Source organism: Pseudomonas sp. Irchel 3F3 (assembly GCF_900187545.1).
GTDB classification, from domain to species: Bacteria; Pseudomonadota; Gammaproteobacteria; order Pseudomonadales; family Pseudomonadaceae; genus Aquipseudomonas; species Aquipseudomonas fortuita.
The window spans coordinates 221,557-244,394 of record NZ_FYDS01000008.1 but is presented as its reverse complement, the minus strand read 5'-3'; the positions used below and the strand labels follow the sequence as shown (position 1 = coordinate 244,394).

At 63.6% G+C, this 22,838-nt stretch carries 19 protein-coding genes; 13 read left to right on the top strand and 6 right to left on the bottom strand.

All coding sequences use genetic code 11. The features are described 5' to 3' along the window. Positions 1 to 6 precede the first annotated feature (6 nt). The 4 genes from bioC to bioB are packed head-to-tail and all read right to left on the bottom strand — an operon-like array spanning position 7 to position 3,786. Positions 7 to 837 carry a malonyl-ACP O-methyltransferase BioC gene (gene bioC / locus CKW35_RS19510; RefSeq protein ID WP_095116659.1) on the bottom strand — a complete coding sequence of 277 codons (831 nt, stop codon included), beginning with the start codon at positions 835 to 837 and terminating at the stop codon, positions 7 to 9. Then, positions 830 to 1,561 (bottom strand): alpha/beta fold hydrolase, encoded by a 732-nt coding sequence (locus tag CKW35_RS19505; protein WP_095116653.1) that lies wholly within the window; start codon positions 1,559 to 1,561, stop codon positions 830 to 832. Before CKW35_RS19505 ends, bioC begins: the two co-directional genes overlap by 8 nt. Further along, on the bottom strand, positions 1,554 to 2,726 hold the full coding sequence (gene bioF / locus CKW35_RS19500; RefSeq protein ID WP_023047097.1) for an 8-amino-7-oxononanoate synthase: 1,173 nt from the start codon (positions 2,724 to 2,726) through the stop codon (positions 1,554 to 1,556). The genes CKW35_RS19505 and bioF overlap by 8 nt, the downstream gene beginning before the upstream one ends. A 1-nt stretch (position 2,727) precedes the next feature. Continuing rightward, positions 2,728 to 3,786, bottom strand: a complete 1,059-nt coding sequence (gene bioB / locus CKW35_RS19495) for a biotin synthase BioB (protein ID WP_016484577.1) — start codon at positions 3,784 to 3,786, stop codon at positions 2,728 to 2,730. A gap of 89 nt (positions 3,787 to 3,875) precedes the next feature. Between bioB and CKW35_RS19490 the strand changes: the two genes are divergently transcribed. From CKW35_RS19490 to rarD, 4 genes are all read left to right on the top strand, one after another. Further along, on the top strand, positions 3,876 to 4,607 hold the full coding sequence (locus CKW35_RS19490) for a ComF family protein (RefSeq protein ID WP_095116651.1): 732 nt from the start codon (positions 3,876 to 3,878) through the stop codon (positions 4,605 to 4,607). Between the two features lie 59 nt (positions 4,608 to 4,666). Then, complete coding sequence (locus CKW35_RS19485) at positions 4,667 to 5,431, top strand: TOBE domain-containing protein (RefSeq protein ID WP_016484575.1); 765 nt, start codon at positions 4,667 to 4,669, stop codon at positions 5,429 to 5,431. Positions 5,432 to 5,595: 164 nt separating this feature from the next. Further along, a complete protein-coding gene (locus tag CKW35_RS19480; RefSeq protein ID WP_016484574.1) occupies positions 5,596 to 6,570 on the top strand; it encodes a serine/threonine protein kinase in 975 nt (324 codons plus the stop codon). 64 nt (positions 6,571 to 6,634) lie between these two features. Beyond that, positions 6,635 to 7,522 carry an EamA family transporter RarD gene (gene rarD, locus CKW35_RS19475; protein WP_016484573.1) on the top strand — a complete coding sequence of 296 codons (888 nt, stop codon included), beginning with the start codon at positions 6,635 to 6,637 and terminating at the stop codon, positions 7,520 to 7,522. 249 nt (positions 7,523 to 7,771) lie between these two features. Here rarD and CKW35_RS19470 read toward each other — a convergent pair whose 3' ends face one another. Continuing rightward, a complete protein-coding gene (locus CKW35_RS19470; protein ID WP_016484572.1) occupies positions 7,772 to 8,290 on the bottom strand; it encodes a glycine cleavage system protein R in 519 nt (172 codons plus the stop codon). A 449-nt stretch (positions 8,291 to 8,739) separates the two neighbouring features. Between CKW35_RS19470 and CKW35_RS19465 the strand changes: the two genes are divergently transcribed. Beyond that, positions 8,740 to 10,917, top strand: coding sequence for a malate synthase G (locus tag CKW35_RS19465; protein WP_095116649.1), 2,178 nt, complete (start codon positions 8,740 to 8,742; stop codon positions 10,915 to 10,917). 120 nt (positions 10,918 to 11,037) lie between these two features. Here the strand turns inward: CKW35_RS19465 and CKW35_RS19460 are convergent, their stop codons facing one another. Further along, a complete protein-coding gene (locus CKW35_RS19460) occupies positions 11,038 to 11,577 on the bottom strand; it encodes a response regulator (protein WP_060517998.1) in 540 nt (179 codons plus the stop codon). A gap of 116 nt (positions 11,578 to 11,693) precedes the next feature. Here CKW35_RS19460 and CKW35_RS19455 point away from each other — a divergent pair, with 116 nt between their 5' ends. The 8 genes from CKW35_RS19455 to CKW35_RS19420 all read left to right on the top strand — a co-directional run bounded on the left by CKW35_RS19455 (position 11,694) and on the right by CKW35_RS19420 (position 22,830). Continuing rightward, positions 11,694 to 13,631: a DUF294 nucleotidyltransferase-like domain-containing protein gene (locus CKW35_RS19455; protein ID WP_095116648.1), complete on the top strand. Its 1,938-nt coding sequence runs from the start codon at positions 11,694 to 11,696 to the stop codon at positions 13,629 to 13,631. Further along, positions 13,628 to 14,338 (top strand): PolC-type DNA polymerase III, encoded by a 711-nt coding sequence (locus tag CKW35_RS19450; protein WP_095116646.1) that lies wholly within the window; start codon positions 13,628 to 13,630, stop codon positions 14,336 to 14,338. Before CKW35_RS19455 ends, CKW35_RS19450 begins: the two co-directional genes overlap by 4 nt. 235 nt (positions 14,339 to 14,573) lie before the next feature. Beyond that, positions 14,574 to 15,092, top strand: coding sequence for an RNA polymerase sigma factor (locus CKW35_RS19445; RefSeq protein WP_016484567.1), 519 nt, complete (start codon positions 14,574 to 14,576; stop codon positions 15,090 to 15,092). Beyond that, entirely contained in the window at positions 15,089 to 16,045 is a 957-nt protein-coding gene (locus tag CKW35_RS19440) for a FecR domain-containing protein (protein ID WP_016484566.1), read from the top strand. Before CKW35_RS19445 ends, CKW35_RS19440 begins: the two co-directional genes overlap by 4 nt. A 148-nt stretch (positions 16,046 to 16,193) precedes the next feature. Beyond that, positions 16,194 to 18,626: a TonB-dependent siderophore receptor gene (locus CKW35_RS19435; protein ID WP_016484565.1), complete on the top strand. Its 2,433-nt coding sequence runs from the start codon at positions 16,194 to 16,196 to the stop codon at positions 18,624 to 18,626. Positions 18,627 to 18,681: 55 nt separating this feature from the next. Continuing rightward, positions 18,682 to 19,794, top strand: a complete 1,113-nt coding sequence (locus CKW35_RS19430; RefSeq protein ID WP_016484564.1) for a PepSY domain-containing protein — start codon at positions 18,682 to 18,684, stop codon at positions 19,792 to 19,794. Next, a complete protein-coding gene (locus CKW35_RS19425; RefSeq protein WP_016484563.1) occupies positions 19,791 to 19,976 on the top strand; it encodes a hypothetical protein in 186 nt (61 codons plus the stop codon). Before CKW35_RS19430 ends, CKW35_RS19425 begins: the two co-directional genes overlap by 4 nt. Before the next feature lie 67 nt (positions 19,977 to 20,043). After that, a complete protein-coding gene (locus CKW35_RS19420; RefSeq protein ID WP_095116644.1) occupies positions 20,044 to 22,830 on the top strand; it encodes a dermonecrotic toxin domain-containing protein in 2,787 nt (928 codons plus the stop codon). The last annotated feature ends 8 nt before the right edge of the window (positions 22,831 to 22,838 follow it).

Genomic DNA, 22,838 nt, shown 5'->3' with positions numbered 1-22,838 from the left:
CTCCCCTTACGCCTGTGGCTTGCGCAACACACCATAGACCACCTGATAGGTGGCTGGCAGCCCCTCGGGCTGGCGAAATGCCTCATAGGCCTGCAACAGGCCCTGCATGCGGGCGCGGCCGGTGAGGCCTGAGGGGCGACCCGGGTTGAGGTTGTGTGCGCCCAGCGCCTTCAGTTCATGGGTCAGGCTGCGTACATCCGGGTAGTGCAGCACATGCGGGCAGCGCTGCAGCCCAAGTTGTGCAAAGCCACTGTCGGCACACAGGCGCTGGTAATCTTCAAACCGGCGGAAGCGGTTCACATGCACCAGGCCGTCCACCGCCTGCCAGCTGGCACGCAATTCGCCCAATGTCCCCACGCACAGGCTGCTGAAGGCCATTACGCCTCCCGGGCGCAGTACCCGCAACGCCTCGGCCAGCACACTGGCGAACTGGTCGCACCACTGCACGGCCAGGCTGGAGAACACAAGGTCGACACTGGCATCTCGCAGCGGCAAACGCTCGGCGTCACCGGCCACGTAGTAGCGCGCCCCACCCTGTTCATGCCGGGCGTGGCGCAGCATGCCTTCGGCGATGTCCACTGCCACACCGCTGGCCTGTGCGAAACGCTCGGCCAACTTTCGGCTGAAATGGCCAGTGCCACTGCCCAGGTCCAGCCAGTGCGACGGCTGCATGCCTGCTGGCAACTGCTCCAGCAGGTTCAAACCGACAGCGCGCTGCAAGGCTGCCACGCTATCGTAGCTGGCCGCAGCGCGGGAGAACGAAGCCGCCACCTGGCGTTTGTCGGGCAATGCGCCGGGCAATGCTCCGGGCAGGGTCGGACGGGAAAGGTCAGTCATCGCCACTCTCATGCAGGAAACTCTTGATGCCCGCCGCCAACTCCTGTGGGTACTCCAGCAGGAACGCGTGGGAACTGTCTTCGACCAGGCCCACCTCCACATCAGGCAGCAGCTCGCTCAACGCCGTCGCTGCCTCTGCCGGCACCAATGCATCGCTGCCTGCGAACAGGTGCAATTGCGGGCCGCCATAGGCCTGCAGTGCTTCGCGGGTGTCCAGCTTGGCCAGCACCTCAAGGCCGGTGCCCAGGTACAGCGGGTCGGTGTCCGGCACACCAACACCCAGTTGGCGTAGCAACGTGCGCGGCTGCAGGGCGCCATCACTGCATAAGGTACGGAAGCGTTTGAGGGTCACCTGTGTATGGCTGCGGCAGCCATCGAGGAAGGTGCCGAAGGTGTCTTCGGGCATGCCATGGGGCCAGTCTGGCCGGGCGACGAAACTGGGGTTGCTGGCCAGGGTCAGCAGGCCACAGCAGTAATCGCCGCGCTGTTTCGCCAGCGCGCTGGCCAGCATGCCACCGAGCGACCAGCCGCCCAGCCAGACATTGCTGGGCAGCTTGCGGTCCAGGTGATCCACCCAACCCTGCACATCGCTGTGGTCCAATTCCGGCAGTGGCATCAGCTCTATCTGCAGGCGGGTATCCTGGGCGCGCAGGCTGGCCGCCAGCGGCTCCAGTGAAGCAGTACCCAGGCCCCAGCCGGGCAGCAGTACAAGACGATTACGCATCGGCGTTCTCCAGTTGTGGATAACACTCGGCCAATGCATTCAACAATAGCTGCACCTGCGCCTCGCTGTGCGCGGCGCTCAGGGTTACCCGCAGGCGTGCGCTGCCGGCCGGTACGGTGGGCGGGCGGATGGCGGTCACCAGCAAGCCGCGCTCGCGCAACATACGCGACAGGCGCAGGGCCTGTGCGCTGTCGCCAATCATGATCGGCTGGATCGGCGTCGGGCTGTGCATCAACGCCAGCCCGATCTGCTGCGCACCTTCGCGGAACTGGCGAATCAACGCTGTCAGGTGCTCGCGACGCCAGGTTTCACGGCGCAGCAGCTCCAGGCTCTTGAGCGTGGCGCAGGCCAGCGCAGGTGGCTGGCTGGTGGTGTAGATGTAGGGGCGGGCGAACTGCACCAGTGTCTCGATCAACGCTTCGCTGCCGGCAACAAAAGCGCCAGCCGTACCGCAAGCCTTACCCAGCGTACCGATCAGCACCGGCACATCTTCCAGGCCCAGGCCGAAGTGCTCGACGATGCCGCCGCCCTGTGCGCCGAGGGTGCCCAGGCCATGGGCATCGTCGACCATCAGCCAGGCACCGCGGGCGCGTGCGACCTTGGCCAGCGCCGGCAGGTCGGCCACGTCGCCGTCCATGCTGAACACGCCATCGGTCACAACCAGCGTATTGCCAACGGCCTTCTCCAGGCGGCTGGCCAGGCTGGCCGGGTCGTTGTGAAGGTAGCGGTTGAAGCGTGCACCGCTGAGCAGCCCGCCATCCAGCAGCGAGGCGTGGTTCAGGCGGTCTTGCAACACCGTATCGCCCTGCCCCACCAGCGCGGTGATGGCGCCCAGGTTGGCCATGTAGCCCGTGGAGAACAACAACGCACGCGGGCGCCCAGTCAGTTCGGCCAGCGCCTCTTCAACCTGATGGTGCGGCGTACTGTGGCCCACCACCAAATGCGAGGCCCCTCCCCCCACGCCCCAGCGCTCGGCGCCGGCCTGCCAGGCGGCGATCACCTCAGGGTGGTTGGCCAGGCCCAGGTAGTCATTGCTGCAGAAGGCCAGCAGCCGCTGGCCGTCGACCACCACTTCGGGCCCTTGGGGGCTCTCCAGCAGCGGCCGCTGCCGATACAGGTCTGCGGCGCGCCGTTCGGCCAGGCGCGCCGCCAGGTCGAAGGCCATATCAGGCCGATGCAGCGTTGTAGAACATCTCGCTGCTGCGCTGTTCGACCAACGCCTGCTCGATGGCCGCCTGATGCACTTCGTCGGCATGCTCCTCACGCGCTTCTGGCTTGATGCCCAGGCGTGCGAACAATTGCATGTCTTTGTCGGCCTGTGGGTTGGCAGTGGTCAGCAGTTTTTCGCCGTAGAAGATCGAGTTGGCGCCAGCCATGAACGCCAAGGCCTGCATTTGCTCGTTCATCTGCTCGCGGCCGGCGGACAGGCGCACGTGCGACTTGGGCATCAGCAGGCGGGCGACGGCCAGCATGCGGATAAAGTCGAACGGGTCGACGTCCTCTTCTTCGGCCAGCGGCGTGCCGGCAACCTTGACCAGCATGTTGATCGGCACCGACTCCGGGTGCTCGGGCAGGTTGGCCAGCTGAATCAGAAGGCCGGCGCGGTCGTCCAGCGACTCGCCCATGCCCAGGATGCCGCCAGAGCAGATCTTCATCCCCGCATCGCGCACATAAGCCAGGGTCTGCAGGCGCTCGCTATAGGTGCGGGTGGTGATGATGCTGCCGTAGAACTCCGGTGAGGTGTCGAGGTTGTGGTTGTAGTAGTCCAGGCCGGCCTGGGCCAGGGCCCGGGTCTGCTCCTCGTCGAGCTTGCCCAAGGTCATGCAGGTTTCCAGGCCCATGGCCTTCACGCCTTTGACCATTTCCAGCACGTAGGGCATGTCTTTGGCCGACGGGTGCTTCCACGCCGCGCCCATGCAGAAGCGGGTAGAACCGATGGCTTTGGCGCGGGCAGCCTCTTCCAGCACCTTCTGCACTTCCATCAGCTTCTGTTTTTCCAGCCCGGTGTTGTAGTGGCCGGACTGTGGACAATATTTGCAATCTTCCGGACAGGCGCCGGTCTTGATCGACAGCAGGGTCGACACCTGCACCCGGTTAGGGTCGAAATGCGCGCGGTGCACGGTTTGCGCCTGGAACAGCAAGTCATTGAACGGTTGCTGGAACAGCGCCTTGACCTCGGCCAGGGACCAGTCGTGACGTGTTGTTGCAGTTGTGCTGGCGCTCATCGGCGTTTCCTTGTTTAGGCTGAAGCTGGCGCCGGGACAGGAAAGCCCACAAGCGCATCACGGATAGCTCGCATAGTTACGGAAGGCCCATGAACTGTCAACCACACTGGAAAAGACTGGTTTACAAGTGCTCACTTATTAATCAATCGTGTTTATTGTGCGATGAGCCTGCCGAGCAGCACTACCCGTTGTGCATCGCCTGCGAGCAGGAACTGCCATGGCTGGGTGACCACTGCCTGCGTTGTGCCTTGCCCTTGCCCATGGCCGGCCTGACCTGCGCCCAGTGTTCCCAGCGCTTGCCGGCCTTCGATAAGGTCGTTGCGCTGTGGCATTTCGGTTTTCCGGTGGACACGTTGATCAGCCGCTTCAAGCACAACCGTCAGTGGCCTCTGGGCCGGCTGATGGCTGAATTGTTGGGGCATGGGCTAATGCATCGCTTTACCGAAGGGCTGCCCCGTCCTGACCTGCTGTTGCCTGTACCCCTGGCCAAGCGTCGACTGCGCGAGCGTGGGTTCAACCAGGCAGGAATGCTTGGGCGGTGGCTGGGGTCGCAATTGGGGGTAAATTGCGATGAGCGAATACTGGCGCGCACGCGCGAGACACCGGCACAGCAACGTCTGGACGCCAAGGCACGGCGGCACAATTTGCGTCAGGCGTTTGCTGCAACCCGTGAACTGAAAGGCAAGCATGTCGCCATCGTCGATGATGTATTGACCACCGGTGCCACTGCCCAAGCTATTGCCCAGGCACTACGCAGGGCAGGCGCGCGGCGGGTGGATGTGTATTGCCTGGCACGTACGCCCAAGCCGGGGTATATCTGACCAGGCGCGGATCGCCGCTCCTGCACACTATCCATTCTGACTATAACGACCGAACGCCCATGCCCCTACCCACGCTTCTCACCCAGCACATCGCCCGCCGCCCCCAGCGCATCGCACTGCTGCAGCACATTGCCGAGCAAGGCTCGATCACCCGCGCAGCGAAGGCAGCGGGTATCAGCTACAAGGCTGCCTGGGATGCCATCGACGAGCTCAACAACCTGGCCAGCCAGCCGTTGGTCGAGCGCAGCACCGGTGGCCGTGGCGGTGGTGGTGCGCGCTTGTCGCCGGAAGGCGAGCGGGTGCTGCGCCTGTATCAACGGCTGCAGACACTGCAGGCGCAAATGCTTGAAGCCGCCGAAGAATCCAGCGACCTCGACCTGCTCGGGCGCCTGATGCTGCGCACCAGTGCGCGTAACCAGCTGCAGGGCCAGGTCAGCGGCCTGCGTCGTGAAGGCCGATATGATCGCGTCAGCCTGGCGTTAGGCGGCGGGCTGGAGATTGATGCGCTGATCACCCACGACAGCACCGCGCGGCTGGAGCTGACACTGGGGACGATGGTGGTGGCGCTGCTCAAGGCGGGATGGGTACGGTTGCTGGCGGAGGGGGAAGCCCCCGAAGCGGGCAGCAACTGCTTGAACGCAACGGTGGAAGAGGTGCTGGCAGAGGATGACGGGCCCAGTGAGCTCCGGCTGGCGTTGGGCAATGGGCAGACATTGTGTGCCATTGCCGAGGCGCACTGGTTGGCTGGGCAGCCGGTGGCGGCGGGCAGTGCGGTGCAGGTGCAGTTTCATCCGTCCTATGTGTTGATCGGGGTTCCTGCATAGCCTGGCCGCGCTTCAGCGCGGTTCGCGGGTAAACCCGCTCCCACAGGGAACGCGCCGCCTGAGACATGTGCACAAAACCTGTGGGAGCGGCTTTAGCCGCGAAGAGGCCGGTACAGGCATAACGCGTTACCATGGCCCCACGCTGCTTACCCTCCGGAGTCACCATGTCCCACCCCTTCGACACCCTCACCCCCGACCTGGTCCTGGACGCAGTGGAAAGTATCGGCTTTCTCAGCGACGCCCGGGTGCTGGCACTGAACAGCTACGAGAACCGCGTCTATCAGGTGGGCATTGAAGACGCTCAGCCGCTGATCGCCAAGTTCTATCGCCCAGGCCGCTGGACAGATGCGGCGATCCTCGAAGAACACAGCTTCACCGCCGAACTCGCCGACTGCGAGGTGCCTGTGGTTGCGCCGATGCAGCACGACGGCCGCACCTTGTTCGAGCACCAGGGCTTCCGTTTCACTCTGTTCCCGCGCCGCGGCGGCCACGCTCCGGAGCCCGGCAACCTCGACCAGCTCTACCGCCTTGGCCAGTTGCTCGGCCGCCTGCATGCCGTAGGCGCCATCAAACCATTCGAGCACCGTGAGGCCCTGGCTGTGGAGAACTTCGGCCACGCCTCGCTGAACACCCTGCTGGACGGTGGTTTTGTCCCGCGCGAACTGTTGCCGGCCTTCGAGTCCGTAGCACGCGACGTGCTCAAGCGTGTCGAGGACATCTACGCCCGCACACCGCACCAGCTCATCCGCCTGCACGGCGACCTGCACCCCGGCAACCTGATGCACCGAGACGAGGTGTACCACGTGGTCGACCTTGACGACTGCCGCATGGGCCCGGCAGTGCAAGATCTGTGGATGATGCTGGCGGGCAACCGCGAGGAGCGCCTGGGGCAACTGGCCGAACTGATCGACGGTTACAACGAGTTCCACGATTTCGATCCGCGCGAACTGGCCCTGATCGAGCCGTTGCGTGCCCTGCGCCAGCTGCACTATAGCGCCTGGCTGGCGCGGCGCTGGGACGACCCGGCATTCCCGCCCAGCTTCCCCTGGTTTGGCCAGCCACGCTACTGGGGCGACCAGATTCTTGCGCTGCGCGAGCAGATGGCTGCGCTGGATGAGCCACCCCTGAAATTGTTCTAGAGGTAGGGACGTCTCTGTCTACAATAGGGGTCGCTATATTTAGCTACCTAAGCAAGGATTCTGCATGCACGCCGCAAACCCGCGTCGCGGGTACATATTGGGCCTGAGCGCCTACATCATCTGGGGCCTGTTCCCCATTTACTTCAAGGCAATCCAGAACGTCCCGGCAGTGGAGATCATTGTCCACCGGGTGCTCTGGTCGGCACTGTTCGGCTCGCTGCTGCTACTGGTGTGGAAACACCCCGGCTGGTGGCGCGAACTGCGTGACAACCCGCGCCGGCTGGGCATTCTGGCGCTGAGCGGTGCACTGATCGCCGGCAACTGGCTGACCTATGTGTGGTCGGTAAACAACGGCCGCATGCTCGAGGCCAGCCTGGGTTACTACATCAACCCGCTGATCAACGTGTTGCTGGGCATGCTGATACTTGGCGAGCGCCTGCGCCGCCTGCAATGGCTGGCGGTGGGCATGGCCGCCCTAGGCGTAGCCCAGCAGGTGTGGCAGGTAGGCAGCCTGCCTTGGGTGTCGCTGGTGCTGGCGTTGAGCTTCGGCTTCTACGGGCTGATTCGCAAACAGGCGCCAGTAGCGGCATTGCCGGGCCTGGTGGTGGAAACCTGGATGCTGGTGCCGCTGGCCCTTGGCTGGCTGCTGCTGCACCCGGCGGCGATGAGTGCCCAAGGGGCGTTTTACACCAGCAGCGAAGCCTTGTGGTTGATGGCTGCCGGGCCGGTAACGCTGATACCGCTGGTGTGCTTCAACGCTGCGGCGAGGCACCTGCCGTATACCACCTTGGGCTTCCTGCAGTACCTGGCGCCCACCTTGGTGCTGTTGCAGGCCGTCCTGCTGTTCGATGAACATTTGTCGTCGAGCACCTTAGTGGCGTTCATGTTCATCTGGGCGGGTCTGGCGATTTACAGCGTTGATGCGTGGATGAGTTTGCGCAAGCGAAGCTGATCATTAAATGATCAAAACCATGCAGGCCACGTGGTTCGTGGCCTGCAGCGACATCTCCAAAGGTTATCCACACCCTCGTCCCCGTGCTTTGTGCACAAGCGGCTGAAACTTGAACGTTTTTTGATCAAAACCGTGCAAGGCACAGGGTACCTGGGCTGGAGCGCTACACCCCCAGGTTATCCACAGGGCCTTCCCCGTGATATCGGGATAACCGCACGGGGCTGCGATGCAGCCCCCGGCAATGTCGGATCAATCCTCCGCCCGCAACTTCAACTCCACCATCAAATCATCCGCCAGGCTCTCCAGCTTCTGCTGCAGTTCGTCCAGCGAAAGGGTCAACGGCAGCGCCAGCAAGGCATCTGCATGAAACAGTGGTTCGCTGCTCATCGGTGCCGGCCGTACCTCAGTGGTAAACCGCTCAAGGTTCACGCCCAGATCCGCCAGCAACCGGGTAATGTCGCGCACGATCCCCGGCCGGTCATTCCCCACCAGCTCCATGGCAATCGGCTTCCAGGTGCACGACGGTTCAATACCGCTCTCGGCAATCAGCACCCGAATGTCATACCTCGCCAACCCCTGCAACGACGCCACCAGTTCAGCATAATTCTCTGCCGGCACCGCCACCCGCAAGATGCCGGCAAACTGCCCGGCCATGCGCGACATGCGGCTTTCCAGCCAGTTGCCACTGTGGTCGGCGATGCACTGGGCAATGCGTTCGACCTGGCCGGCCTTGTCAGGGGCGATAACAGTCAGTACAAGATGATCCACAAGCCCTTCCTCGTGTCGGACCGCGCCCGGCGGCAGTAAATCGGGGGATCGACTCAGTATAGGCAAGGCGCGGCAACCTGCCGCAGGGCGGCCAGCACAACGAATCGTGTACTGTTTCAAGATTTATCTGGAACAATCCACCTGTTTTTTGCGAACATACCCACTCCCAGCGTGACCATACGCGACCAACGGGTCGCATAACGGCGCTTTTAGTCTGATTTTGCCCGGCCTACTGCTTCATGTAGTATCCCGTGGCGCGGACTACAAAACGTCGTTTGGATGTCTGCCAAGGCGCCTGTGAAAATACGCACACTGCCTGCCGGCCTGTCTGGCAAGCCGCACCCAGCCGCGCCCGGTACAACCCGGGGGCACGCACTGGTGCCGTGTTTAGAGAAGCGCTACAGGCTTAATACAGAAGAGCGAAATAGCTGAGCAGAGTGAGGCAAGCAATGACTGGATACGTTCAAGTCGGTGGCCTTCAGGTCGCCAAGGTCCTGTACGACTTCGTGAACAACGAAGCCATCCCCGGGACCGGCATCGTCGCCGAGCAGTTCTGGGCGGGTGCAGAGAAGATCATCAATGACCTCGCTCCAAAGAACAAAGCCCTGCTCGCCAAGCGCGACGAGCTGCAAGCCAAGATCGACGCCTACCATCAGGCACGCAAAGGCCAGGCCCACGACGCCGTCGCCTACAAAGCATTCCTCCAGGAAATCGGCTACCTGCTGCCACAAGCCGACGATTTCCAGGCCACCACCCAGAACGTGGACGAAGAAATCGCCCACATGGCCGGTCCGCAGCTGGTTGTTCCGGTGATGAACGCCCGTTTCGCCCTGAACGCCGCCAACGCCCGCTGGGGTTCGCTGTATGACGCCCTGTACGGCACCGACGCCATCAGCGATGAAGGCGGCGCCGAAAAAGGCCAGGGTTACAACAAGGCCCGTGGCGACAAGGTCATCGCCTTCGCCCGCGCCTTCCTCGACGAAGCCGCGCCACTGGCTGCCGGCTCGCACGTCGACTCCACCGGCTACCGCATCGAAGGCGGCAAGCTGATTGTTGCCCTCAAAGGCGGCAGCAACACCGGCCTGCGTGACGATGCCCAGCTCATCGGCTTCCACGGTGATGCTGCTGCACCGACCGCCGTGCTGCTCAAGCACAACGGCCTGCACTTCGAGATCCAGGTTGATGCCAGCACTCCGGTTGGCAGCACCGACGCCGCTGGCGTCAAAGACATCCTGATGGAGTCGGCGCTGACCACCATCATGGACTGCGAAGACTCGGTTGCCGCCGTCGACGCCGACGACAAGGTCATCGTCTACCGCAACTGGCTGGGTCTGATGAAAGGCGACCTGGCCGAAACCGTGACCAAGGGTGGTAAAACCTTCACCCGCACCATGAACCCGGACCGCGAGTACGCCGCGCCCAACGGCGGCAGCGTGACCCTGCATGGCCGTTCGCTGCTGTTCGTGCGCAACGTTGGCCACCTGATGACCAACCCGGCGATCCTCGACGCCCAAGGTAACGAGATCCCCGAAGGCATCCAGGACGGCCTGTTCACCAACCTGATCGCCCTGCACAACCTCAACGGCAACACCAGCCGCAAGAACACCCGCAGCGGCAGCGTGTACATCGTCAAGCCGAAAATGCACGGCCCGGAAGAAGTCGCCTTCGCCGCGGAAATCTTCAGCCAGGTCGAAGACCTGCTGGGCATGCCGCGCAACACCGTCAAGGTTGGCATCATGGACGAGGAGCGCCGTACCACGGTCAACCTCAAGTCCTGCATCAAGGCAGCCGCCGAGCGCGTGGCGTTCATCAACACCGGTTTCCTTGACCGCACAGGCGACGAAATCCACACCTCGATGGAAGCCGGCGCCGTGGTGCGCAAGGGCGCCATGAAAAACGAGAAGTGGATCGGCGCCTACGAGAACAACAACGTCGACGTTGGCCTGGCCACCGGCCTGCAAGGGCGTGCGCAAATCGGCAAGGGCATGTGGGCCATGCCCGATCTGATGGCCGCCATGCTCGAGCAGAAGATCGCTCACCCGCTGGCCGGTGCCAACACCGCCTGGGTACCGTCGCCGACGGCCGCTACCCTGCACGCCCTGCACTACCACAAGGTGGACGTCCAGGCGCGTCAGCGTGAACTGGCCTCGCGCACCCCGGCATCGGTGGACGACATCCTGGCCATCCCGCTGGCCGCCGACACCAACTGGTCGGACGAAGAAATCCGCAACGAGCTGGACAACAACGCCCAGGGCATCCTCGGCTACGTGGTGCGCTGGATCGACCAGGGTGTGGGTTGTTCGAAGGTGCCAGACATCAACAACGTCGGCCTCATGGAAGACCGTGCCACCCTGCGCATTTCCGCCCAGCTGCTGGCCAACTGGCTGCGCCATGGCGTGGTCAGCCAGGAGCAGGTGCTGGAAAGCCTCAAGCGCATGGCCGTGGTGGTCGACCAGCAGAACGCCAGTGACGCACTGTACCGCCCGATGGCGCCGAACTTCGACGACAACATCGCGTTCCAGGCGGCTGTAGAGCTGGTGGTAGAAGGTGGCAAACAGCCGAACGGCTATACCGAGCCGGTGCTGCACCGCCGTCGCCGCGAGTTCAAGGCGCGTAACGGGCTGTAAACCGCAAGGGGCCGCTTTGCGGCCCATTCGCGGCACAAGGCCGCTCCTACAGGGGAACGCATAACCCTTGTAGGAGCGGCCTTGTGCCGCGAATGGGCTGCAAAGCAGCCCCTTTGTGCATCACTCTATTTTCAGTTCTTTCTTCACCAGTTCCAGCAGCTTGCCCAGGTCGACCGGCTTGAGCAGGAAATCCACCACCCCCAGGTGCATCACGTCCACCGCCTCTTTCACATCGGTGTCGCCCGACACCACGATGATCGACAACGCTGCGCGCTCCGACTCGCGAATCTGCCGGATCAGGTCCAGACCGTCCTCTGGCTGCATGCGCAAATCGGTGATCATCAAAGCAATCCGTTGCTGGTAATGCAGGTACAACCTGGCTTCTTCTGCCCCGTCCGCCCCCACCGCATCGATGCCCCGGCTTTTCAGGTACACGATCAGCGCCTCGCGGTTAACCGCGTTGTCATCCACCACCAGCACCAACGGCCTGGGTGCCACAGGTGCACTCACCACGGCCAATGCCTCACGCTCGGCGTCGCTCAAGATGTCGGTGTGCTCAGGCATGCTCATCTCGTCAAAAAAATTCCGCTTCAGCCTTAGGACCACATTACTCGCGTAACCCGTTTCGCCTTTCGTCGGGTCTTTGACAGGGGCCTTCATAGACTTACGTCCAATGGGCACCACCCCGCCGCAAGCCGACCATGGAGGCAGAAAACAACAGGGCCGGCACCTATATATAGATATATATAGTTCGGCATAGCGATACGGTCAGTTTCATGAGCAAAAAGGACGCCTACAGCCAGGCGGGCAGGACAGCAGTACTGCAGAACATTCAGGGCACCCTGCAGTTCCTGCAGCGCTTTCCGCCGTTCAACCAGATGGAGCACAGCCACCTGGCCTACCTGGTCGAGCAGTGCCAGCTGCGCTTCTATGCCTGCGGCGAGAGCATCGTCAAGCCTGCCGACGGGCCGATCGAGCACTTCTACATCGTCAAGCAGGGCCGCGTGGTTGGCGAGCGCCAGCACCTGGTCAAGCCTGGCGTGGAAACCACCTTCGAAATCACCAGTGGCGAGTGCTTCCCGCTGGCGGCCCTGCTGGGCGAGCGGGCCACCCGCACCGAGCACCTGGCCGGTGAAGATACCTTCTGCCTGCAGTTGAACAAGGCCGCGTTCATCCGCGTGTTCTCGATGTCTGAAGTGTTTCGGGATTTTGCCCTGCGCGGAGTCAGCAGCCTGCTCGACCAGGTCAACCAGCAGGTGCGACAGCGTGCCGTGGAAACCCTCGGCACCCAGTACTCGCTGAACACGCCATTGGGTGAACTGGCCATGCGTCATCCGGTGGTGTGCAGTGGCGACATGTCTTTGCGCGAAGCCGTGCGGCTGATGCACGAGCAGCAGGTCGGCAGCATCGTGGTGGTCGACCCGCAGCGCTACCCCACCGGCATTTTCACCCTGCGCGACCTGCGCCAGGTGGTGGCCTCGGCGGATGCCGACCTGGGCGCCCCCATCGAGCGGCACATGACAGTCAAACCCTTCTACCTCAGCCCTCAGGCCAGCGCTTTCGACGCGGCCATGGCCATGACCGAGCGGCATATCGCCCATGTGTGCCTGGTGGAAAACCGGCGCCTGTGCGGTGTGGTTTCCGAGCGTGACCTGTTCTCGCTGCAACGGGTCGACCTGGTGCACCTGGCGCGCACCATCCGCCATGCGCCGCGGCTGGACACCCTGGTCTCGCTGCGTGGGGAAATCAGCCAACTGGTCGAGCGCATGCTCGCCCACGGCGCATCGTCCACGCAGATCACCCAGATAATCACCCTGCTGAACGACCACACCGTGTGCCGGGTGATCGAGCTGGCGCTGGCCGAGCGCGGCGACCCGGGCGTGCCGTTCAGCTGGTTGTGCTTTGGCAGCGAGGGGCGCCGCGAGCAGACCCTGAACACCGACCAGGACAACGGCATCCTCTTCGAAGCGCTAGACCGTACCGAAGCCGACGCCATCCGTGCCCGCCTGCTGCCACTCGCGCAATACATCAACCAGTGCCTGGCCCAGTGCGGCTTTACCTTGTGCAAGGGCAACGTCATGGCGGGCAACCCTGACTTGTGCCTGTCGCGCAGCGAGTGGGCACGGCGCTTTGCCGGCTTTGTGCGCGAGGCCAGCCCGGAGAACCTGCTGGGTTCGAGCATCTACTTCGACCTGCGGGTGGTGTGGGGCGATGAGCAAGGTTGCGAGCAACTGCGCCAGGGCCTGCTGGAGCAGGTGGCCGACAACCGCATCTTCCAGCGCATGCTGGCCGACAATGCCCTGCGCCAGCGCCCACCGGTGGGCCGCCTGCGCGAATTCGTGCTGACCCGCCAGGGCAACGACAAGGCCGCCACCCTCGACCTCAAGGTCCAGGGGCTGACACCCTTCGTCGACGGCGCCCGTCTACTGGCGTTGGCCAATGGCGTCGGTGCTTGCAATACCCTGGAACGGCTGCGCCAGCTGGTAGCCAAGGGCGTGATCGAGCCACTGGACGGCGCGGCCTATGAAGAGGCTTACCATTTCATTCAGCAAACCCGCATGCAGCAGCACCAACGCCAGGCGCGCGACAACCTGCCCTACTCCAACCGGCTCGACCCGGACAGCCTCAACCACCTGGACCGGCGCATCCTGCGCGAGTCCCTGCGCCAGGCCCAGCGCCTGCAAAGCAGCCTGGCCTTGCGGTACCAGTTATGAGCCTGTTCGCGTGGCTGCGCCCCAGCGCGCCCGAGCTGGACCACAGCACACGCCAGCGCCTGGCCCGGTTACCCAAGCCCACGCCGCTGGGGGTGTGTACCCTGCGCGAACAGCGCTGGGTAGTGCTGGACCTGGAAACCAGCGGGCTCAACCCCAACCGGGACCAGGTGCTGTCGATTGGAGCAGTGGCCATCGAAGATGGCGCCATCGATTTTGCCCAGCAGTTCGAACGTACCCTGCACCGGCCTTTGCAGAAGACCAACGCCAGCGTGCTGATCCACGGCCTGGGCCCGAGCGCCCTGGCCGCCGGTTGCGACCCGGCCGAGGCCTTGCTCGATTTGCTCGACTTCATTGGCGACAGCCCGGTGCTGGCGTTTCATGCGCCATTCGACCAGCGCATGCTGGCCCGTGCGCTGAAAGAGAGCCTTAGGTATCGCTTGCAGTCACCGTTCCTCGACGTTGCCGAACTGGCGCCGATGCTCAACCCCGACACAGTGTTGCGCGAGGCCGGGCTGGATGACTGGGTGGCGCGGTTTGGTTTGCAGGTGGAGGAACGCCACCATGCCAGTGCCGATGCCCAGGTGACCGCAGAGCTGGCGCTGATCCTGTTCAGCCAGGCCCGGCGCCAGCAACTGGACAGCCCGTTGCAGCTGGAGCAGCGGTTGCGTGGGTGGCGCAGGCGTAACGTGCAGAGTCACGGCCTTTAGCTTTGTATTGGCCTTGCTGGCCTCTTCGCGGGCACGCCCGCTCCCACAGGGATCTCACAGCCTTGAATACTGTGGATTACCTGTGGGAGCGGGTTTACCCGCGAAGAGGCCGGCACAGGCAACACATCCCTAGTGATGGCAATCCGATAAGCGTCCATTGCACCCACCCCCTCCCCTCTGCAACAATCGCGAATAATTATCGTTAGTTAATGCATTCGTTCCGGGGGGACGCTGCTTGTCTTCTGCACAGAGCCCACACGCCGATCTGGTCGGTGCGCTGTACCGCGACCACCGCGGCTGGCTGCTCGCCTGGCTGCAACGCAGCATGGCCTGTCGCCAACGTGCCGAAGACCTGAGCCAGGACACCTTCGTGCGCCTGCTCGGCCGCGACCAGCTGGATACGCCCCGCGAACCCCGCGCCTTTCTGGCCGCCGTGGCCAAGGGGCTGATGTTCGACCATTTCCGCCGCGCCGCACTGGAACAGGCCTACCTCGCCGAGCTGGCACTGATCCCGGAAGCCGAACACCCCTCACCGGAAGCGCTGCACCTTATCCTTGAAGACCTCAAAGCCATCGACCGCCTGCTCGGCAAGCTGTCGAGCAAGGCCCGCGCAGCGTTCCTGCACAACCGCCTGGACGGCATGGGCCATGCCGAAATCGCAGAGCGCCTGGGCGTTTCAGTATCACGGGTGCGCCAGTACATCGCCCAAGGCATGCGCCAGTGCTATGTGGCCCTGTACGGGGAGCCGACGTGAGCAATGCACCGGTTTCGTCCCAGGTACTGGAAGACGCCATCGCCTGGAAACTCAGCCTCGGCGACGCCAGCGGCACGCCGGATGAGCGCAACGCGTTCATGCGCTGGCATGCCGCCAGCGAAGAACACGCACGTGCCTGGCGTCAGCTCGGCGCCATGGACCAACGCGTCAGCGCTGCGGCCGGCCCGGCACGCCAGGCTTTGCTGCAATCGCGCGCCGGCCTGCGTCGACGCATCGGTAAAGTTGGCAGCGGGCTGGCCAGCATGGTCCTGCTCGGTTCGTTGCTGGCCTGGGTCGGCGCACCGTCACTGGCCCCCAGCTACTGGCTGGCCGACCAGCGCACGGCCACGGGTGAGCTGCGGACCTTGCGCCTGGAGGACGGCACACTGCTGAGCCTGAACACCCACACCGCGGTAGACATCGACTACGCAGGCGAGCAGCGGGTCATCGTGCTGCATCAGGGCGAAATCTCGGTCGAAACCGGCCACCAAGACCCCCGCCCGCTGCTGGTACGCACCGACGACGGTCGCCTGCGTCCCCTTGGCACGCGTTTCCTGGTGCGCCGCGAAGCCGGCGGTACACGCCTGGAAGTGCTGCAAGCCTCGGTCGCCGCCATGCCGCATAACAGCGGCGACGAACAAGTGCTGCGTGAAGGCCAGCAAGTGCTGATGAACGCCAACGGCCTCGGCCAGGTCGGCGCAGTACCGGTCGGGGCCGATGCCTGGACCCGTGGCATGCTGGTGGTGGACAACGTGCGCCTGGGCGAACTGCTGGCCGCGCTGGGCAAATACCGCAGCGGCTACCTCGGGGTAGACGAGCAAGTTGCAGACCTGCGCGTGACTGGCAGCTTCCCGCTGACCGACACCAACCTGGCGCTGGAGTCGCTGGTGCCGGCCTTGCCGGTAAAGATCGAGCGGCATACCCAGTGGTGGGTGAACGTCGTTCCCAAGTAAACCTTCACTGCCCTGTTCGCGGGCTTGCACGCGAACAGGCCAGTACACACTCCAAATAATTCTCAATATTTTTCAGATTCGCCCTGTCACTTTTCAGATCTCGCTCGGCAAGGAAGCAGCAAGCACTTACCCGTCGAGGAACCGCCGCATGTCCCGTGCCGTTGATCGTATCCTGCGCCCCAGCCTCATGGCCCTGGCCATCGGCTTGGCTGCCCCGCTGTCCAGCCCTGCCTTGTTCGCCGCCGAGCCATCCACTGCGCGCGCCTACAACCTGCCCAGCGCGCCGCTAGCCACCACCCTCAACCAGATCGCCAGCCAGGCGGGCATCGCCTTGGCCATCGACCCGGCACTGGTCAGCGGCCGCACTTCGGCCGCGGTGAGCGGCCAGTACGACGGCCTTGGCGCCCTGCAAGCCGCCCTGCGCGGTACCGGCCTGCAGCTGCAACAGAGCACCGTGGGCAGCTACAGCCTGGTGGCGGTGCCGGATGGCAGCCTGGCGCTACCAGAAACCACCGTGAACGCCGCCAGCGTTTCTGAAAGTGCCTGGGGGCCGGTAGAGGGTTACCTGGCCAAACGCACCGCCGCTGGCACCAAAACCGACACCGCACTGGTGGAAGCCCCCCGCTCCATCTCCATTGCCACCCGCGAGCAGATGAAAGACCGTGGCGTGCACAGCCTGGATGACGCCGTGCGCTACATGCCGGGCATCGTGTCGGCCAGTTTCGGTAGCGACACGCGGTATGACTGGATGCGCGTGCGCGGCTTCGAGCCCACCCAGTTCCTCGATGGCCTGCCGCTGCCACGCGGCGTGTACGCCAACCCCAAAGCCGAAACCTGGAACCTCGACCGCCTCGCCCTGCTGCGTGGCCCGGCCTCCTCGATCTATGGCCAAACCCCGCCCGGCGGCCTGCTCGACATGGTCAGCCGCCGCCCGCAGGCCGAAAGCGCCCATGAGATCGAGCTGCAATATGGCAGCGACAACCATCGTCAGATCAACTTCGCCAGCACTGGCAAGATCGACGACGACGGCCGCTTTCTGTACGGCGTCAGCGGCGTGATCCGTGACAGCGGCACACAAATCGACCATATCGACAACAAGCGCTACAACATCGCGCCAAGCCTGACCTGGAACATCGACGAAGACACGACGTTGACCTTGTTGACCCAGTTCACCCGCGACGATACCGGCGCCACCAGCCAGTTCCGGCCCATCCAGGGCACCAAGATCGACATGCCGTTCGGCAAGATCTCGCACCACAAGAACCTGGGTGACCCGGATTACGAGTTCTACGACCGCACTTACTACGCGCTGGGCTACGCCTTCGAACACCGCATCAACGACGTATGGCAGTTCCGCCAGAACCTGCGCTATACCAAGTCGGACCTGTCGTTCCAGACCATCACCCCTGGCAGTTACTATTCGCCGGGCGGCCCGGTGCAAGACGACGGCACAGTCAGCCGCATGTCGACCAATACCGATGAAGACATCAGCCAGTTCGCGGTGGACAACAACTTCCAGGCCGACTTCGCCACCGGTGACATTACCCACACCCTGCTGATCGGCCTGGACCACCAGCGCGTCAATACCAACTACCTGTCGATCTTCGGCTTCAACGTGCCGGACAGCAACGTCAACAACCCGGTCTACGGGCTGCCGATCACCCGCCCGGATCGCTCGACCGCGTTTTATGACTACAACCAGAAAACCCGTCAGACCGGCCTGTATGTGCAGGACCAGATGGCACTCGGCAACTGGCGCCTGACGCTGGGCGGTCGCGAGGACTGGGTGCATACCGGCACCAAGTTCTTCAACCAGGATGATGCCACCAGTACCCAGCGGGACAAGAAGTTCAGCGGCAACGCAGCCATCAGCTATGTGTTCGACTCGGGCTTCGTGCCGTACCTGTCGTATGCCGAGTCGTTCCAGCCCTCCAGCAATGCCAGTGTGTCGGCAACGAACCCGCTCAAACCCACCGAAGGCAAGCAGTGGGAGCTGGGTGTGAAGTACCAGCCGCCAGGCTCCAACACCCTGCTGTCGGCAGCCGTGTATGACCTGACCCAGAAAAACGTCGCGGTCACCGACACCGTTGGTGGGGTGACCATCACCAGCCAGACCGGCGAAGTGAAAGTCCGCGGCCTTGAGCTGGAAGCGGTTTCCGATGTGACCGAAAACCTGAAGGTGATTGCCGCCTACACCCTGGCCAAGTCCGAGGTGCAGGACGGCGATTTCAAAGGCAACCGCCTGCAGCTGATGCCGAACCAGCAGGCGTCCATCTGGGGCGACTACACCTGGCACTCGGGCGTGCTCGACGGCTTCGGCATCGGCCTGGGCGCGCGTTACACCGGCAACACCTACGGTGACCAGGCCAATACCTACCTGGGCAAAGCCAAGGCCTACACCGTATTCGACGCGTCGGTGCATTACGACCTGGGTCGCCTGAACAGCAGCCTGCAAGGCGCCTCGGTGGCGGTCAATGCCACCAACCTGCTGAACAAGGATTACCTCTCTACTTGCGACGGGTACTACTGCTACTACGGCGATGAGCGCAGCGTTGTCGCCAGCGCCACTTACAAGTTCTGAATGAGCGGGGGCCGCCTTGCGGCCCCAGGTTCCAACAGACAAAATCGGTACCGTGATGAAAAGCCCCACCATCCGCCGCTGGTCCGTGGTCCACACCTGGAGCAGCCTGGTCTGTACCCTGTTCCTGCTACTGCTGGCACTCACCGGCCTGCCGCTGATCTTCCACCACGAACTCGAACACCTGCTCGGCGACGCCCCCGAGCTGCGCGAAATGCCAGCAGGCACCCCGCACCTCGACCTGCAGCAGCTTGTAGTGAAAGCCGAACAGCATCGCCCCGGCGAGGTCATGCAGTACTTCGGCTACGACGAAGACGAACCCAACGGCGTGGTCGCCATCACCGCCGCCACTGCGGGCACCGACCCCAACCTGTCGCACACCTTCATGCTCGACGCCCGTACCGGCGAGGCAGTGGCCATGCCGGCCGCCAATGGCGGTTTCATGATGGTCATGCTGCGCCTGCACGTGGACATGTTCGCCGGCCTGCCCGGCAAGCTGCTGCTGGCCTTCATGGGCATACTGTTCATCGTCGCGATCGTCTCCGGCACCGTGCTGTATGCGCCGTTCATGCGCCGCCTGGCGTTCGGCACCGTGCGCCACGAAAAATCCCGCCGCCTGCGCTGGCTCGACCTGCACAACCTGCTCGGCGTGGTTACGCTGGCGTGGGCGTTGACAGTGGGCGTGACCGGTGTGATCAGTGCCCTGTCCGACCTGGTCATCGCCGCCTGGCGCAACGACAGCCTGGCAACCATGGTCGCACCGTATCGCAATGCCCCGCCGCTCACCGACCGCGCGCCAGCCACACGCCTGCTGCAGATTGCCGAACAGGCCGCCCCTGGCATGCGCCCGGACTTCATTGCCTTCCCCGGCACGCGCTTTTCCAGCGAGCACCACTACGCGGTGTTCATGAACGGCTCCACCCATCTGACCTCGCACCTGTTCACGCCGGTGCTGATCGACGCCCGTACCCTGGCAGTGACTGCCGTAGGCGATCGCCCTTGGTACATGGACGCCATGGGCCTGTCGCAGCCGCTGCATTTTGGCGACTACGGCGGGCGGCCGATGCAAATACTGTGGGCGGTCCTGGATGTGCTCACCCTCATCGTGCTCGGCAGCGGCCTCTACTTGTGGTGGGGCAAGCAGCGCAAACCCAGGGAGGCGCGGACATGAGCCACCAGTCGCAATCCACTGTGCGCCTTTTCGCCTGGCCAGCGTTGATTGCCCTGCTGGGCTTCGTGGGCCTGTTCGCCGCGCTGCTGGGCGACGGTGGTTGGGACGTGCTGGCCTGGGCCGGCCTGGGCCTTCCAGCCCTGCTGAGCGTGCGCGGGCTGTTCTGGCGTCGGCGGCGCTAGCCCGCTACCACCACGCAGTTGCGGGTATTGCCAAGCATGGGGTTTTCCTCAGCCAAGGATCAGCCCCATGCGCCCCCTCGAACACCTGGAACAGATCGACCGACACATCGGTGACCTGCTCGACGGCCTCCCCACCATCGCCCTCAACCAACCCATCACCTCCGGCACGCGCACCTGGCTACACGGCGAGCTGGCCAGTTTCTGGGCCACAGCCGATGAACAGGGCAACACGCCCAGGCAGCAATTGCTGATACTGCGCAAGGCGCTGATGCTGGCCGAAATCGAATTGCGCGTGGCCGACCAGACCTTGAGCAACGGGCAAGCCGAACTCTTGCGCACCTGCCTGGAGAAGCCATTGCCCTCACAACGCAGGCACTTGCCTCTGGCCGAACGGGCACAGGTGTACCGCGTACTGCTGGAAGACCGGCGGCCCAACTGGCGCAGCTACCTGCCAGGCACTCTGGTCATCGTTGCCAGTACCGTCGAGGGCCACATGCTCACGGCAGAAGACGCCGCAGGCAGCGCCTTGCTGTGCAGCCTGTCACAGGGTATCGAAGCATTCGATTCCCTTGCCGCACTGCACAAAGAGCTCTGCGAACGCCTGGAGGATCCGCTCCAGAGCCGGCCACTGCTGCACCTGTACCTTGAGGAACAGGCAGACCGCGCGCGCCGGTCGCATCGCCTGCGCTATGACTGGTATGCCGACAGCCTGCTGGAGGCTCAGGTCGACAGTGTGATCGAAGCCCAGCGCCAGCGGTTGAGTGATCCCGGGTTATGGAGCGTCGACATAACCGACCAGCACGCCCGGCTGAACAGGGCCATGGCGCTTCGGCACGAAGTCGGCGCCAAACCCATCCTGCAGACGCGCTATTCGCAACTGCTTGAAAAGAACCTGCCGAACTGGCTGCGCAATACCTCCGCGCAAGGCCTGAGCCATATCATGCAGACCATGCAGGAGCTGGTGGCAACTGCCGAGCGGGCTGCAGCCCCCGGCGTGCTTAGCCTCAACGACTTCAAGCAACGCAACAGCCTGCTGAGCTGGGCCAATGCACGCCTGCGCGAGCGCCTGAGCTACGACCTGGGGTACGACGCGGATCCGGGCGAGATTCAGGTGAGTATCGTCCGCGCCCGCCGTACCGGCGCTGTCATGCATCCCTTCGCCACCTCCTCCTACGTCACCTACGCCGGCATGCAGCGCGTGGGCGATGAGATGGTGGAAATGGTCGAGGAAAGCAACACGCTCGAACAGCTGGCGCTGAAGAACCTGCCATGGTTCGACACCGACTACTGGCTTACCGCGCGCATGGTCCATGCCCGAGGGTGTGCCATACCACCTGGCCTAACGGCGGAGTATGTGAAAAACATGATCCGGGAACTGAACGTGGGCGACAGCTACGCAATGTACCTGCATACCCAACTTATCGGTTCCAGAACCGGCAAGTGGCGCCAGGCCGCACACAGCCGGGTAAACCTGGCGCGCATGCGTGCAGAAGCAGTCAAGGCACGCTACGCCGGGCACTTCGGCGAAGACCCTTTCGAGCACGGTTACAACTGGGTGTGCGCCGTGCTGGATCAACCGCACAATACCTTGCGCGCCCCGGTGGCGGGCTACCCGGTCACGGTTCGACAATTGAACATCATGGGCCACACCCTGCAGGGTGTGCTGCTGCTCAACAGTACCCCCTACAAGTCCCAGGCATGCGTGTTGTATACGCCGGATGCCCCGGACCGCAGGGCATGGCGCCGTTTTCGCACCACCCGCGAACTGCTTCGTACTGTGCGCCAGCAGCCCGGGCTGAAGGCGTACATTGCACAGCGCCTGCCATTGCTACCCGCAGCCACGGTGCAGCGCCTTCTGGACAAGGGGCGCCTGGGCACACATGTAAAAACCCCTGCAGTGAACGATGACCTGTTTTTTGTCTATTACCGGGCCGAGGTCCAGGCGCTGATCGCCCAGGCCGATGCCGACAGCATGACGACCCAGGAAGTGAATGCGCAAACGATCATCGCGCTGAGCTGGCGCCTGGTGGACTTCATCAGCCTGCTGCTGCCCAACCAAGCCCTGTTGGCATTGTCGATCGGCCGCATGGCCATCGACATCTGGGACGGCGTGCAGGCCTTCAAGCAGGAGGATGTGGAAGGGGTGATGCGCCACGCCTACAACGCCTTCAGCCACCTCAATGATGCAGCGATCAGTTATGTAGGCTCTGGCCTGCTGCGCCGTTCGCTGCGTGGCATGCCAAAGCAACCGCCATTGCCGTTGCCCGCGCGCTTCCAGGCGCAACCGGACAGCACCAACCTGCGCTATCGCATAGACGGCATCTACGGTGAAGGGGTATACGAACAGCCCACGGCCTTTGGCGGGCTGTCGCTGTACTTCGTCAAGGACAACGACAACCGCTACTACAAGGTCAGTTTCGACGGCTACCGCTGGCGGGCCATCGACCCTGACCAACCAGATGCCTACCTGCATCAGCCGCTCAAGCGCAGAGCCGACGGGCAATGGGTAATCGACTCATCGGTGCACTGGTACGACGGGCTGCCCGACCTGACGCAGCTGCTGCAGGACTGCTACCTGCAAGCGCCACTGGCGGGCACACCTTTGAACATCGAACAGGGGCTCTACCAGGCTGAAGATCAACTGTACCTGGTGCTCATGGGCGGGCAGTTACCTTTACGCCGCCACTTGCTGCCAGACCGTTACCACTTGCAGATGGCAGCCGCCAGCAGCGCTGGCGCGGCGCCGTGGGCGGTATTGCGCCACGAGAATGGCCAGTGGCTGATACGCGTTCGCCAGGCGGGGCGCAGCAGCGACTGGCTGGCATTGCCAGATCAGCCACTGCCAGCCCGCTGACTGCCCGC